The organism is Nonomuraea sp. NPDC050783 (genome assembly GCF_040802095.1).
GTDB lineage: Bacteria > Actinomycetota > Actinomycetes > Streptosporangiales > Streptosporangiaceae > Nonomuraea.
Genome location: NZ_JBFAHK010000002.1, coordinates 480,300 through 493,557 on the forward strand (window position 1 = coordinate 480,300; position 13,258 = coordinate 493,557).

General features: G+C 73.3%; 9 protein-coding genes. 6 read left to right on the forward strand and 3 right to left on the reverse strand.

What is annotated here, in order from left to right; all coding sequences use genetic code 11:
- Positions 1-78 precede the first annotated feature (78 nt).
- A complete protein-coding gene (locus AB0H75_RS07095; RefSeq protein WP_367791711.1) occupies positions 79-2,196 on the forward strand; it encodes an ATPase in 2,118 nt (705 codons plus the stop codon).
- Between the two features lie 12 nt (positions 2,197-2,208).
- Here AB0H75_RS07095 and AB0H75_RS07100 read toward each other — a convergent pair whose 3' ends face one another.
- The gene (locus tag AB0H75_RS07100; protein WP_367791714.1) at positions 2,209-4,491 is read right to left on the reverse strand and encodes a pectinesterase family protein; all 2,283 of its coding nucleotides are present in this window, start codon (positions 4,489-4,491) and stop codon (positions 2,209-2,211) included.
- Between the two features lie 194 nt (positions 4,492-4,685).
- Here AB0H75_RS07100 and AB0H75_RS07105 point away from each other — a divergent pair, with 194 nt between their 5' ends.
- Positions 4,686-7,601: an endo-1,4-beta-xylanase gene (locus tag AB0H75_RS07105; RefSeq protein WP_367791717.1), complete on the forward strand. Its 2,916-nt coding sequence runs from the start codon at positions 4,686-4,688 to the stop codon at positions 7,599-7,601.
- A gap of 40 nt (positions 7,602-7,641) precedes the next feature.
- On the opposite strand, the gene AB0H75_RS07110 is transcribed toward AB0H75_RS07105, so the two are convergent.
- Entirely contained in the window at positions 7,642-8,889 is a 1,248-nt protein-coding gene (locus AB0H75_RS07110) for a C39 family peptidase (protein WP_367791720.1), read from the reverse strand.
- 115 nt (positions 8,890-9,004) lie between these two features.
- Here AB0H75_RS07110 and AB0H75_RS07115 point away from each other — a divergent pair, with 115 nt between their 5' ends.
- From AB0H75_RS07115 to AB0H75_RS07130, 4 genes are all read left to right on the forward strand, one after another.
- Positions 9,005-9,688 (forward strand): adenylate kinase family protein, encoded by a 684-nt coding sequence (locus tag AB0H75_RS07115; protein ID WP_367791723.1) that lies wholly within the window; start codon positions 9,005-9,007, stop codon positions 9,686-9,688.
- A gap of 301 nt (positions 9,689-9,989) precedes the next feature.
- The gene (locus AB0H75_RS07120) at positions 9,990-10,673 is read left to right on the forward strand and encodes a hypothetical protein (RefSeq protein WP_367791726.1); all 684 of its coding nucleotides are present in this window, start codon (positions 9,990-9,992) and stop codon (positions 10,671-10,673) included.
- Between the two features lie 178 nt (positions 10,674-10,851).
- Positions 10,852-11,412, forward strand: coding sequence for a hypothetical protein (locus AB0H75_RS07125; protein WP_367791729.1), 561 nt, complete (start codon positions 10,852-10,854; stop codon positions 11,410-11,412).
- Positions 11,413-11,456: 44 nt separating this feature from the next.
- Positions 11,457-12,392, forward strand: a complete 936-nt coding sequence (locus AB0H75_RS07130; RefSeq protein WP_367791732.1) for an alpha/beta hydrolase — start codon at positions 11,457-11,459, stop codon at positions 12,390-12,392.
- 110 nt (positions 12,393-12,502) lie between these two features.
- Here the strand turns inward: AB0H75_RS07130 and AB0H75_RS07135 are convergent, their stop codons facing one another.
- Entirely contained in the window at positions 12,503-13,255 is a 753-nt protein-coding gene (locus tag AB0H75_RS07135) for an MBL fold metallo-hydrolase (RefSeq protein ID WP_367791735.1), read from the reverse strand.
- Between the last annotated feature and the right edge of the window lie 3 nt (positions 13,256-13,258).

The window sequence follows — 13,258 nt, forward strand, 5'->3', positions numbered from 1 at the left end:
AAGAGTAACTACTTTCTCACTAGTAGTGACGGACCCCCGGGAAGTCGGGCAAGCTGCTGTCACAACTTCATCTGATGGGTGGCGATCACGATGGCAGGTAAGTGGCAGGCGGGAAACCTTCCACCCGAGCTGACCAGCCTGGTCGGCCGTCGCGTCGAGCTCGACCAGATCCGCCGGGCGTGCCGCCGCTCGCGGCTGGTGACCCTCACCGGCGTGGGCGGCGTCGGCAAGTCCCGGCTCGCGCTGCGCGCCGCGACCGACCTGCGGCCGGGCTTCGGCGGCGGCGCCTGGCTGGTCGAGCTGTCGCCGCTGGACGACGGCACGCTGCTGCCGCACGCCATCGCCGAGGCGCTGCGGCTCACCGACCAGACCACCCGGCCGATGGCCGAGGTCCTGGCCGAGCACCTGTACGACCGCGAGGTCCTGATCGTCCTCGACACCTGCGAGCACCTCGTGGCCGCCTGCGCCGCGACCGCGCGGGTGCTGCTGGAGGCCGTGCCCGGCCTGCGCCTGCTGGCCACCAGCCGCCGCCCGCTGGAGGTGCCGGGCGAGCTGGTGCACCTCGTCGAGCCGCTGCCCGTGCCCGCCGAGGGCGCCACCGGCGTCGGCGCCCAGGACGCGGTCGCCCTGCTGGCCGAGCGCGCCGCCGAGGCCCTGCCCGGCTTCGAGGTGAACGAGCACAACGAGGCCGCCGTCGTGCGCCTGTGCCGCCGCCTGGAGGGCCTGCCGCTGGCCATCGAGCTGGCCGCCGCCCGGCTGCGCGACCACCCGGTCGAGCACCTGGCCGACCGGCTCGACGACCGCTTCGCCACCCTGCAGGGCGGCCCGGCCGACCCGCCCTGGCACCGGGCGCTGCGCACGGCGATCGGCTGGAGCCACGAGCTGTGCGAGCCCGCCGAGCGGCTGCTGTGGGCGCGCGTGTCGGTGTTCGCCGGCGACTTCGGCGCCGAGGCCGTCCGCGAGGTCTGCACCGACGAGCGGCTGCCCGAGGAGGAGGTCGGGCTGCTGCTCGACGCGCTGGCCGACGAGTCGATCCTCACCTGGCTGCCCACCGGCGCGGGCGAGCGCTACCGCATGCTCGACACGCTGCGCGAGTACGGCGCCGGCTGGCTGCGCGACCTCGGCGAGGAGGAGCGCTTCCGGCGCCGCCACCGCGACCACTACCTGAAGCTGGCCGTCCACGGCGCGGCCGGCTGGCTCGGGCCGGGCCAGATGTCCTGGTACGACCGGATGCTCGGCGAGCACGACAACCTGCGCGCCGCGCTGGACGCCGCGCTGTCGGCCGCCGACGGCCCGGCCGCGGTCGAGCTGGCCGGCACGCTGGCCTTCTTCTGGTACGGCTGCGGCTACGCCAAGGAGGGCCGCCACTACCTGGGCCAGGCGCTGTCCCTGCCCTGCCCGCCGGGCCCGGCGCTGCTGCGGGCGCTGTGGGCCGACGGCCTGCTGGCCGCCACCCAGGGCGACGCCGCCGGCGCCGAGGCCAGGGCCGTGCAGTGCGCGGCCATCGCCGCCGGCACGGGCGAGGCCGAGGCGCTGCGCTACGTCAGGGCGCTGCGGTCGGCGGCCGGCGTCATCCGCGGCGACCTCGTGCAGGCCATGGCCGAGTCGCAGGAGGCGTACACCACCCGCTGGGACGGCGCGGAGCCGACCATCGCCGGGCTGCTGGCGCTGCTGTGCCGGGCCCACGCGCTCACCGTGGACGGCCAGGTGGACGAGGCGATCTCCGTCCTCGACGACCTGCGCGCGCTGTGCGACCAGCGCGGCGAGCAGTCGATGCGTTCCCACGGCGACCTGCTGCGCGGCCAGGCCGAGCTGAGCCGGGGGCGGCTCGGCCCGGCGGTGCTCTACGGCCAGGAGGCGCTGCGCGTCAAGCGGCGGCTGCACGACAGCTTCGGCATCGGGCTGACCGTCGACCTGCTGGCGCTGGCGGCCGGCGCGGCGGGCCGGGCCCAGCGGGCGGCCCGGCTGCTCGGGCTGGCGCAGCGCATCTGGAGCATCCACGGCCAGGCGCAGGCCAACGTCCCCGCCTGGGTGGAGGCCCGGCGCGAGTGCGAGCGGCAGGCCCGCGACACGCTCGGCGACAACGCCTACCACGTGGCCTTCCGCACCGGCCACGACAGCGACATCGACGCCGGGATCGCCTACGCGCTGGAGCCGGAGGGGGAGGACCTGACGAACGGCGGCTCGCCGCTGTGACCCGCGCCGCGCCTACAGGCGCCGCCCGGCTCCGGCGCCCGCCGGCACCAGGGCCTTGAGCACCCTGGCCGGGTGGACGCGGGTCACCAGCGCCGGCGTCCAGCCGGCGTCGGCGCCGAGCGAGGCCCCGCCGGCCTCGTTGTAGGCGGCCACCAGGTCCACCGGGCGGCCGTCCACGAGGTTGTCCTTCGCGGTGATCGCCGTGCCGCCGAACACGGTCAGCACCTTCGCCGCCGGGATGCCGTCGAAGGCGTTGGACTCGGCGTAGACCTTGGAGCCGACGCCCACCCCGATGCTGTAGTTGTGGGCCGGTCCGCCGGTGAAGTAGTTGTCGTAGACGTGCACCTGCCCGAAGCGCACCCGGGGCGTGCGCTGCCCGAGGCCCTCGAAGTAGTTGTGGTGCAGCGTGACCTTGAGCTTGTCCTCCTCGGCGTAGCGCGCCGGGTTGTCGGTGTTGCCGATCAGCATGACCTTGTCGTGGTTGCCGAGGTGGTTCCAGGACAGGGTCACGTAGTTCGCGCCGCGCACGACGTCCAGCAGCCCGTCGTGCACCTGGTACGGCCGGCCGAAGTACAGCGGCTGGCCGGAGTCGGGGTTGGCGCCGTCGTTCAGCGTGTTGTGGTCGATCCAGACGTGGGTGGAGCCGGAGACCTCGACGTTGTCGAAGGAGGCGTTCCAGTTGCCCTCCGCGCCGTCGGTCGGGTCCCACTGCGGGAAGCAGTCGGCGGTGTCGGTGATGGTCAGGTTGCGGACGATCACGTTGTCGGCGTTGCTGATCCGCAGGCCGAAGCTCTTCAGCGCGGCGTCGCGGCCCAGGCCGATCAGGGTGACGTTGGAGCCGATCGTGACCGTGACGTGCTCGGCCATCTTCGCGTACGACGCCTTGCGGGCCTCTTCGAGCGGCCCTGACGGGACGCTGGTCCTGCCCCACACGGCCGGGTCGTACGCGGCCAGGTAGGCGGCAAGGCTGTAGCCGTTCACCGCGTAGTCGTCGCAGGTCAGCGGGTTGCCGGAGTCGTCGGTGTCGGCGTCGACGGCGCCCTTGACGTAGACGATCCGCGGCGTGTTGTCGGCCGGGTCGCCGAGCGCGGCCTTGAGCTGGGCGCGGGTGGTGACCACGTGCACGTTCTCGGGGCGGGCGGCCGAGCCGCCGGTGGTGCCCGTGGTGGCCGCGGCCCAGCCGTCGTTCGCGGGCAGGACCTGGCGGCCCGGCTCGTCGCGGCCGGGGCGGGGCGGCGTGCGGCGCAGCGGGTTCCAGCCGTCGGAGCCGGCCAGGTACCTCTGCGGGGTGAGGGCGGCGGCCTGACCGGGGGTGAGCTGGGGACGCTCGTCGTTGACCGACGCGCCGGGGCCCTCGTTGCGGTACTCCGACAGGCGGGCGTCGCGCCAGCTCAGCCCGGACATGTCGGTCCAGGGCGCGTCCTTGACGTGCTGGCCCAGCCACGACTCGCGCACCAGCACCTGGCCGCGCGCGGTGGCCGAGCCGCCCGCCGGCCACGGCCGGCCCAGGTGCACGCTGCGCGCCGGGGCGTCGCTGACCAGGTGGCTGCGGTAGATCAGGAAGCCGTAGGGGTTGGTGATCTCGGTGCTGGCCGCGGTGACGTAGCCGTTGTTGTCGGCGCTGCCGCGGGTCAGCGACTTGATCACGCAGTTGTCGAAGACGGCGGTGGCGCGGCCGAAGATGAAGTCCACGTCGCCCTCGACGTAGCAGTCGCGGAAGTACTGCCGGGCGGTCGTGGTGGCGGAGGCCGTGTTGGCGTACAGGGTGTCCTGGTTGCCGAGGAAGCGCACGTTCTCGTACACCTGGCGGTCGCCGGTGGTGCGTACGGCGACGGCCTGGCTGGGGCCGCCGGCGGCCTCGTCGTAGGAGTTCTCGAAGGTGAGATTGCGGGCGGTGAAGTCGGGGGCGCTGATGACGTACGAGGCGCTGCCCGAGGTGCCGTAGGTGCCGGAGCCGTCCGGCCTGGGCGTGGCGGCGGAGACGCCGAACGTCAGCACCACCTCGCGCGGGTCGCGCGTGTCGCCGACCAGCGAGATGTACGGCTTGTCGGCCGGGATGACGACCTGCTGCCGGTAGGTGCCCCTGCGGACCAGGATGGTGACCGGGCGGGTGTTGCCGGCGGGGACGGCGTCCACCGCGGCCTGCACGGTGGTGTGGTCGCCGCTGCCGTCCGCCGCGACGACGATCGTGCCGCGTACCTGGGCCCGGGCCTGGGGCTGGGCCTGGGGCTGGGCCTGGGCGGGGGTCGTGGCGAGGGGGAGCAGCAGCAGGGGGACGAGTAACAGAAGTCGCATGCGCAACCTCACAAGGGATGGTGCGGCAATCGGTTGCATGAAACGTTCGCGTAACCCTCCGGTCACGTCAATGGATGCAGTAAAACTGCATGTTTGCTGCAACAAGCGGTTGCAGCAGTGTTGACCCGCTGGCCACCCCGCTCTACAGTCCGCGTGCCAATTATCGGGAGATTTCTGAAACTTTCAGGAGCACCGTGCGCACCCTTCTCCGCGCCCTGCTGGCCGCCGCGTTGTTATGCCTGGCGCCGGCGCTGCCGGCACACGCCGCCGACCACGTCTACGACTTCGAGGACGGCACCACGCAGGGCTGGGCCCCGCGCGGCGACGGCGTCTCCGTCACGGTCACCGCCGGGGCCGCGCACGGCGGGACCGGCTCCCTGCTCACCACCGGCCGCACCGCCACCTGGCACGGCGCCACGCTCGCCGCGCCGTTCGTCAAGGGCGTCACCTACCGGGTGAGCGCCTACGCCCGGCTGGACACCGGGCAGCCGGACGCGACGATCGCGCTCACCGTGCAGCGCACCCCGGCGGGCGGCGAGACCACGTACGAGCGGGTGGCCGCCGCCACCGTCACCGACGGCGCCTGGGTACGGCTGGCCGGCACGTACCTGTTCACCGCCGACTCCACCGACCTCCAGCTCTACGCCGAGAGCAGCGACGCCACCGGCCGCTACCTCCTCGACGACGTGGTGCTCGCCCCGCAGGGCGACCCCACCCGCGAGCCGGTCACCACCGGCTTCGAGGACGGCACCGCCCAGGACTGGTCGCCGCGCGCCTCCGCCGTGCTGGCCGCCACCACCGACGCCGCCCACGAGGGCACCCGCAGTCTCGCCGTCACCGGCCGCTCGGCCTCCTGGGACGGCCCGGCGTTCAACGTCCTCGGCCGCATGGGCAAGGGCGACAAGTACGACCTGTCGGTATGGGTGCGGCTCGGCCCCGACACCCCCTCCGGCCGCCTCGGGCTCTCGATCGAGCGGCGCAGCGCCGGCACGCCCAGCTACGAGCGCGTGGTGCCGCCGACCGACGTGCCGGCGGGGGAGTGGGTGCGGCTCGCGGGCACGTACACGCTCTCCCGCGACGTCGACTTCCTCAGCCTCTACCTGGAGTCCGACACCGGCACCTTCCCCTTCTACCTGGACGATTTCGCGATGACCTACGTCGCGCCCAAGCCGATCCAGACCGACATCCCCGCACTGAAGGACCGCGTGCCCTTCACCCTCGGCTCCGCGCTCACCCTGCCCGACAGCCTCGGCGTCCACGGCGAGCTGCTGGCCCGGCACTTCAACGGCATCACCCCCGGCAACGAGATGAAGTGGGACGCCACCGAGCCGCGCGAGGGCGAGTTCGCCTTCGCCGACGCCGACGCCCTCGTGGGCTTCGGCGTGGAGCACGGCATGACGATCCGCGGCCACACCCTCGCCTGGCACAGCCAGACCCCGGCCTGGGTGTTCGAGAACGCCGACAAGGCGACGCTGCTGGCCCGCCTGGAGAACCACGTCCGCACGCTCGTCACCCGCTACAAGGGCAAGATCGCCGTCTGGGACGTGGTCAACGAGGTCGTGGACGAGAACCAGCCCGACGGCCTGCGCCGCTCGCCCTGGTACGAGATCACCGGCCTCGACTTCATCCGCACCGCCTTCCGCGTCGCCCACGAGGCCGACCCGGACGCCAAGCTGTTCATCAACGACTACAACACCGAGTACCCGCGCAAGCGCGAGGCCCTGTACGCGCTGGTCAAGAAGCTCAAGGCCGAGGGCGTGCCGATCGACGGCGTCGGCCACCAGCTCCACCTCAACATCGAGCAGCCGCCCGCCTCCAACGTCGAGGACACCATCGAGCGCTTCGCCACCCTCGGCGTCCGGCAGCAGGTCACCGAGCTGGACGTCAGCGTCTACACCGACTTCGTCTCCTCCTACGACACCATCGCGTCCGAGCTGCTGGCCGAGCAGGGCCACCGCTACAAGGAGCTGTTCGATGTCTTCCGCCGGCAGGCCGCGCGCCTCGACTCGGTCACCGTGTGGGGCGAGTCCGACGACGTGAGCTGGCTCAACACCTGGCCGATCACGCGGCTCGACGCGCCCCTGCTGTTCGACCGCGACCTTCAGGCCAAGCCCGCGTACTGGGCGGTCGCCGACCCGTCGAAGCTGTCGCCGCGGGTGCGCCGCCTGGAGGCCCCGGCCGCGGAGGTGGTGCTCGACGGCAAGCGCGACCTGCAGTGGGACCTGCTGCCCGACGCGCCGATCGCCCGCGTGGGCGCGGTGTCGGCCGGTCTCCAGGCCCGCACCGGCGCCGCCGGCACGTACGTGCTCGCCGAGGTCACCGACCCCACCGTCTCGGCCGCCGACCGGGTGACGATCACCGTGGGCGGCGTCACCCGCACCGTCACCCGCGCCGGCGGCCCCAGGGCCGCGGTCCGCCCGACCGCCGCCGGCTACCGCGTCGAGGCCCTGGTCCCCAAGGGCACCGACGTGGACGTCACCGTGCGGGACGGCGGCACCGCCATCTCCTGGACCGGGAAGGTCACCGCCGCGCCCGCCGTCAAGCTCACCACCGCCGCCCACCGCGCGCCCGTCCTCGACGGCGTGGTGGACGCCGCCTGGCGGGCCGCGCCGCAGGTCCGCACCGGCACCAGGATCCAGGGCACCTCCGGGGCGAGCGCCGCGGTCAGGTCGCTCTGGAACGGGTCCACGCTGTACGTGCTCGCCGAGGTCACCGACCCCGTCCTCAGCGAGGAGTCCGCCGACGCCTGGCAGCAGGACTCCGTCGAGATCTTCGTGGACCCCGGCAACGGCAAGACGAAGGGCTACACCGACGACGACGGGCAGTACCGGGTCAGCTTCTCCGGCCGGCTCACGGTCGGCGGCACCTTCGACGCCGCCGGCGTGAAGGACAACCTGACGGCCGTGGCCAAGGTCGTGCCCGGCGGCTACGTCGTCGAAGCCGCGATCAAGGTGCCCACCGTGCCCCTGAGGCCCGGCACGCTGCTGGGCTTCGACGTGCAGGTCAACGACGCGACGGGCGCCACCCGTACCGCCGCAGCGACCTGGAGCGACGCCACCGGCCGCAGCTACCTCGACACCAGCCACTGGGGAGTGCTGCGCCTGAGCTGACTACCGGCCTCCGCCGCCCCTGCCCGCCATCGGGGTCACGTCACCAGTTGGCGGGCAGGCCCGGCGTCGTGGCCGGCAGGGCGTGGCCCGGCGGGTGGATGACGTAGGCGATGCCGCCGCTGCTGGAGCTGCGCAGCCAGACGTTCTCGAAGGCGGCGCGCGGATAGACGTGCCGGACGGCGGCGTCGCTGGGCGAGGCCGGGTCGTTGGCGACGACGTCGCCGGTCGCGGTGAAACCGACCACCACCATGAGGTGGCCGTCGGTGCCGTACCCGGCGCCGGGCAGCTCGCTCTTCTTGAACGACTGCGAGGTGATGACCGGGACGCCCGCCTTGATGAGCTGCTCCAGCTCGGTCAGCGAGCGCAGCCGGGTGATGAACCCGTCCATGCCGTATCGGCCCGCGTAGGCAGTGTTGAACGGCCAGTTGCCGGTGCCCTGGTAGGCGTGGTCGTAGGTGTAGCGGGCGGCGTAGTCGACCTCGGGGTCCGGGTCGGACGGGCTCACCCAGGCGGTGTCCTGGGCGCTCGGCCACTTGCCCCAGTAGCCCAGCACCATCGTGGTGGAGGTCGGGCTGCACCACGCCTCGCCGCCGCCGTTCCACTCGGGGTAGTGGCCGACGTGGACGTTCTGGGAGCGGCGCGGCACGTCCAGCTCGACGCCCCACGCGCCGCCGCCCGGGCTGACCGGCACGGTCTTGCGCTGGGGCACGTTGGAGGCCATCGCGCCCGACGTGCGCACCCGGGGCGCGAGCGCCGAGCCCGGCGTCCGGTAGAGCGTCAGCCGGAGCTGGTAGGCGCTGATCTGCCTGCCCTCGGCCGCGACCAGCGTGTCCACGGCCACGGTGGCGTCGGCGTCGCCCTGGCTCGGCACCGAGGTGCGCCGGATGTCGCCCTCGGCGTAGGCCCAGCGGCCCAGCGAGTACCACTTGGTCAGCCCTCCGGTGTTCCTGGCCCGGGCCTCGACCTGCAGCCAGCTCCCGGGCGGCAGGTCGGCGGTCCAGGAGGCGACCAGCTCGGTGGCGGGGAAGCCGATGACCTGCTCGGGGCCGGTCCAGCGGGCGTACTCCCAGGTCTTGGTGCCGAGCGCGTCGGTGTAGGCGACCGTGCCGGCCGCCGAGCCGAACACCAGCCCGTCACCGGCGCTCGTCCCCTCCGCCGTGCCCGCCGTGAAGTCGGCCCGCTGGAAGACGACGTCGGCCGGCGCGGACGGGGCCGGTTTCGCCGCCGCGGGCTGGGAGAGGGACGTCACCACGAGGAGGGACGACAGGACCACGGTCAGCGCGCGCATGTACCCACCTTCTCGCAGGGGCGTCCAGTGGTCCCGACCCTAGGCGCCAGGGGCCCGGCCGGGCATCGGGAAATCTACGTATCGCCGGGCGGCGCCCGCCGTAGAGTGCTGAGGTATGCGCAAATACGTGATCATGGGGGTGCAGGGGAGCGGCAAAGGCACCCAGAGCAAGCTGCTCGCCGGTGACCTCGATCTGGTGCACATCAGCGTCGGCGACATCTTCCGCTGGCACGTCAAGAACCACACCAAGATCGGCGCCCAGGTCCGCCGCCTGGTCGCGGCGGGCGAGCTGGTGGGGGACGACCTGGTCGAGTCCGTCGTCCGCGACCGGCTGCAACTGCACGACTGGAACTACGGCTTCGTCATCGACGGCTTCCCGCGCAACCGCCGGCAGGCGGAGTTCTTCCTGGAGAGCTACGACATCGACGGCGTCATCCACCTCGAACTGCCCGACGACGAAGTACGCCGCCGCGTGCTGGCCCGCCGGCTGTGCTCGCGCTGCGGCATGGACTACAACCTCATCGCCCACCGCCCGGAGGCCGAGGGCCGCTGCGACGTGTGCGGCGGCGACCTGGTCACCCGCGAGGACGACGCCCCCGACGCGCTGGCCCGGCGGCTGCGCGATTACCACGACAAGATCGACCCGGTGATCGAGCTGTTCCGGCGCAAGGAGTACGTCATGACCGTGGACGCCCGCGCCGACAAGCTCACCGTCCAGCAGGCCATCCGCACCCGCTTCGCCCTCCCCCCGTACACCCCGCCGTCCCCCACCGCCGATCCCCTCCGCGCCACCGGCTGACACCCGCCCGGCGGGAAAGGTTCATCATCGATCTCCGGCCTTGATCGGCCATCGACATGCCCTCGGGAGGCAGCGGGTGACGACGGGTCGCGGAGCGACGAGGTACGCGGCGGCCCTCATGGCGGTCGTCACCGCGTCGGGCGCGGGCACGTCCGGATGCGGAACCCGCCCGCCCGGCACCACGACACGACCGTCCGCGTCCGCGTCCGCCCCCACCTCCGCGTCCGTATCTGCCTCCGCCTCCACCCCCACCTCCGCCTCGCCCAGTGCGTCCGCGTCGAGGTACCTGGACCTGAGAATCGTGAGACCGGGCCAGAAGGACGACACGCCCAACCCAGGCTCGGGCCCGGGCGACCCGCGACCGGCCGCGGCCCTGCTCACCGGCTTCCGGGACGTGCGGGAGTCGTCGTACGTGCCGGCCGCCGTCGTCGCGCTGCCGGTCGCCGACCGAGGGTCCGCCTTCATCCCCTGGCGCCAGATCAGCGGCCCCTTCACGGGCCCGGAGGAGTGCGACAAGTGGACCACCGGGATGTGGTTCACGGTGCTGCGCGAGCACAACACCCCCGGCGTGCACCTGGCCGTCACCATGATCAGTGACCTCTCCGGCCCCGAGACCCGGCCCCAGGGACGCCCCGAGGGCGCGGTCTTCAGCGAGGGGATCATCACCGGCCCCGCCGCGACGCTGAACCGCCTGGGTGACCCGAGCCTGCCCGCACGATGCCGCCACCTGACCGACCCCGACTTCGGCTCCGGCGAGATCCAGCCGCTGCCCGTCCCGCCCCTGGGCGAGCGATCCTGGGCCTACCGCGTCACCGGCAGCGGGAAGACCCCCGTCTGGCACTGGGCGGAGGTGATCCAGACCTCCCGCTACCTGCTGGAGATCCGCATCCCGAACCAGGAGCCACGCCCGCGCACCGACCCCGCCGCCCTGCTGCCGCAGATCGCCCAGGCGGCCTACGCGAAGGCGGAGGCGGCCTTCTCCTAGCCGTCCCGCGGGACGATCCGCGCCCGATGCCCGCGATCCGGCTCGCGGAACGGCCGCGTGAGGACCCGCGACCGTGGAAGCTTTCGGTATGAACAGCTCCAACGATGACGGCGCACCAGAACGGGCAGGCTATCGGCGATCGGCGGGCTCGCCACGGGGCGAGGCCAGGCGGCGGGAGTTGCTCGACCGCGTCACCGACGACCTCGCGGCGAACGGGCTCGTGGACTTCTCGCTGCGGCGCGCCGCCCGGGCGGCCGGCGCCACGCACAAGGTGCTGCTCTACCACTTCGACGGCGTCGACGACCTGCTCAAACAGGCCATATCGAAGCTGCGCGAGAGGCGTACCGTCAACGCGATGGCCGCGACCGCGGGACCCGGCCACCCGACGCTGGCCACCCGGGTGCGCGCCATGTGGCCGATGCTCAGCGGGGACGATCCAGGCCTGTGGGTGCTCGACCAGGCCATCGGCCTGGCGATGTACGACCCCGAGCGCTACGGCTGGCTCGGCCGGGAGGCGTCGCGGCTCTACCTCCCCTCGCTGGTGTCGCTCTGCCCGGCGGACTGGTCCGACCGGCGCAAGCACGAGGTCGCCGAGCTGGTGCTCGCGGCGCTGCGCGGCTTCCTGGTGGAGTGGCGGACCAGCGGGGACGCGGCAGGAATCGCCGCCGGCTTCGAGGCGTTGATCAGGGCCCTCGAACGCGAGGAGGCGGCCGGCGATCAGCCGTCCGTCCCGGGGTGACGGACGGCATGGACAGTTTGCGAACCACGTGGTTCACTCACAACATGGAACCAGGACCTTCGGACGCCGGCGTGCGCGCTCCCGCGGAACGCCGACAGGTTCACTTCACCAGCGGCGCCACCCGGTGCGCCGCCTGGCACTACCCGGGGACCAACGGCGCCTGCGTGATCATGGCCGGCGGTTTCGCGGTGCCCAAGGAACCGGCCACCGACCTGTTCGCCAAGCGCTTCAACGACGCCGGTTTCAGCGTCCTCGCCTTCGACTACCGCGGTCTCGGCCGGAGCGGCGGGCAGCCGCGCCTGGTCCTCCCCGTCAGGAACCAGCTGGCCGACTGGGAAGCCGCGATCGGGTTCGCCGCGACCCTGCCCGGAGTCGACGCCACCAGGCTCGCGCTGTGGGGCTTCTCCGCCTCGGGCGGCCACGTCATCCGCGTCGCGGCGCGCAACCCGCGACTCGCCGCGGTGATCGCCCAGACCCCGAACGTCGGAGGCCCGGCCGCCACCCGTCGCGTCACGGCACACCAGAAGCCGCTCGCCATGTTGCGCCTCACCGGCAGAGGCATCGCCGACGCCATCGGCGGGCTCGCCGGCCGCCCACCCCTTCTGGTGCCGCTCGCCGGCGAGCCGGGCAGCGTGGCGATGCTGACCACACCGGACGCCGGAGACGGCCCGGCCGCGCTCGACCCGGACGACCAGCACCCGGACTGGCGCCGGCAGGCCGCCGCCCGCTCCGCCCTCCGCCTCGCGTTCTACCACCCGGGGCGCGACACCCCCCGCGTCCGGTGCCCCCTGCTCGTCCTCACCTGCGACCAGGACCAGACCGCCCCACCCGGCCCCGCCGTCCGCGCCGCGCGCAGAGCACCCCACGCGGAGCTGGTCAGCCTGCCCGGCAGGCACTACGCACCGTTCATGGAGATGCACGACCAGGCCGCCGACGCCGAGCTGTCCTTCCTGCGCCGCCACCTGCTCGCTCACCCCTGAGCAGAACCGGACGCCGCCCCCGGCCAGGGAACCCGGCCTCCAGCGCCGGGGCGGCAGGCGACACCCGGCCGGCCGGGCAGGTCCAACGATCGAACCGTGCCGGAACGCCTTCAACACGGCAACTCCCAGCGCTCACCGGTCGGCAGGTCGGTCACGAGCAGGCCGGGGCCGGCCAGCCGTGCGGCGTCCGAGGCGGTGCCGCTGGTGCGGAACAGCCGCGAGAGCGGGTCGTGCCCGTGGGCGTCGTGCACCGGCACCAGGACCCGCGCGCCGAGGACGGACGACCCGGCGACGGCCTGCGCCGGTCCCATCACCAGGCGCGGGCCGAGCAGCGGGCGCAACCCGTTGACCGGCAGCAGGGCCAGGTCCACCGGTGGCTGCCCGGCGCGGTACCGCTCCACGAGCGCGACGTCGGCGATCTCGCCGCCGAAGAACACCCGGCCACCCGGGGTGTCGAACGCGTAGGCGTTGTTGGGCCACCTCAGGGTCCGTCCCGCGGGCACCACCCGCATGGACACCCCGGGAGCGATGTCGCGGGTCTGTCCCCAGCTCAGCCGCTGTGCCAGCGGGAAGCCGAGCGTGCGGGCGCGGCGTGCCATGCCGGCGGTGGGCACGTACAGGGGGGTGGTGTCCTTGGCGGGCAGGGCGCGCAACCCGCGCAGGTCCCAGTGGTTGGTGGCCGGGTTGGTGACGACGATGGCGGCCAGCGGCGGCAGGTCGCCGATCCCCAGGCCCAGCGGCTCTCCACGGCGCAGCCACCACCGTTCGGTGAACCACGGGTCGGTGAGCACGGCGTGCCCGTCCAGTTCCAGCAGCACGCAGGAGTTGACCACGCGGGTGACCGCGATCGATGGGTTGATCATGCC

Coding starts and splice junctions, on each gene's coding strand:
- AB0H75_RS07100 (WP_367791714.1), bottom strand. CDS start 4,491: ATGCGACTTCTGTTACTCGTCCCCCTGCTGCTGCTCCCCCTCGCCACG.
- AB0H75_RS07110 (WP_367791720.1), bottom strand. CDS start 8,889: ATGCGCGCGCTGACCGTGGTCCTGTCGTCCCTCCTCGTGGTGACGTCC.
- AB0H75_RS07115 (WP_367791723.1), top strand. CDS start 9,005: ATGCGCAAATACGTGATCATGGGGGTGCAGGGGAGCGGCAAAGGCACC.
- AB0H75_RS07130 (WP_367791732.1), top strand. CDS start 11,457: ATGGAACCAGGACCTTCGGACGCCGGCGTGCGCGCTCCCGCGGAACGC.
- AB0H75_RS07135 (WP_367791735.1), bottom strand. CDS start 13,255: ATGATCAACCCATCGATCGCGGTCACCCGCGTGGTCAACTCCTGCGTG.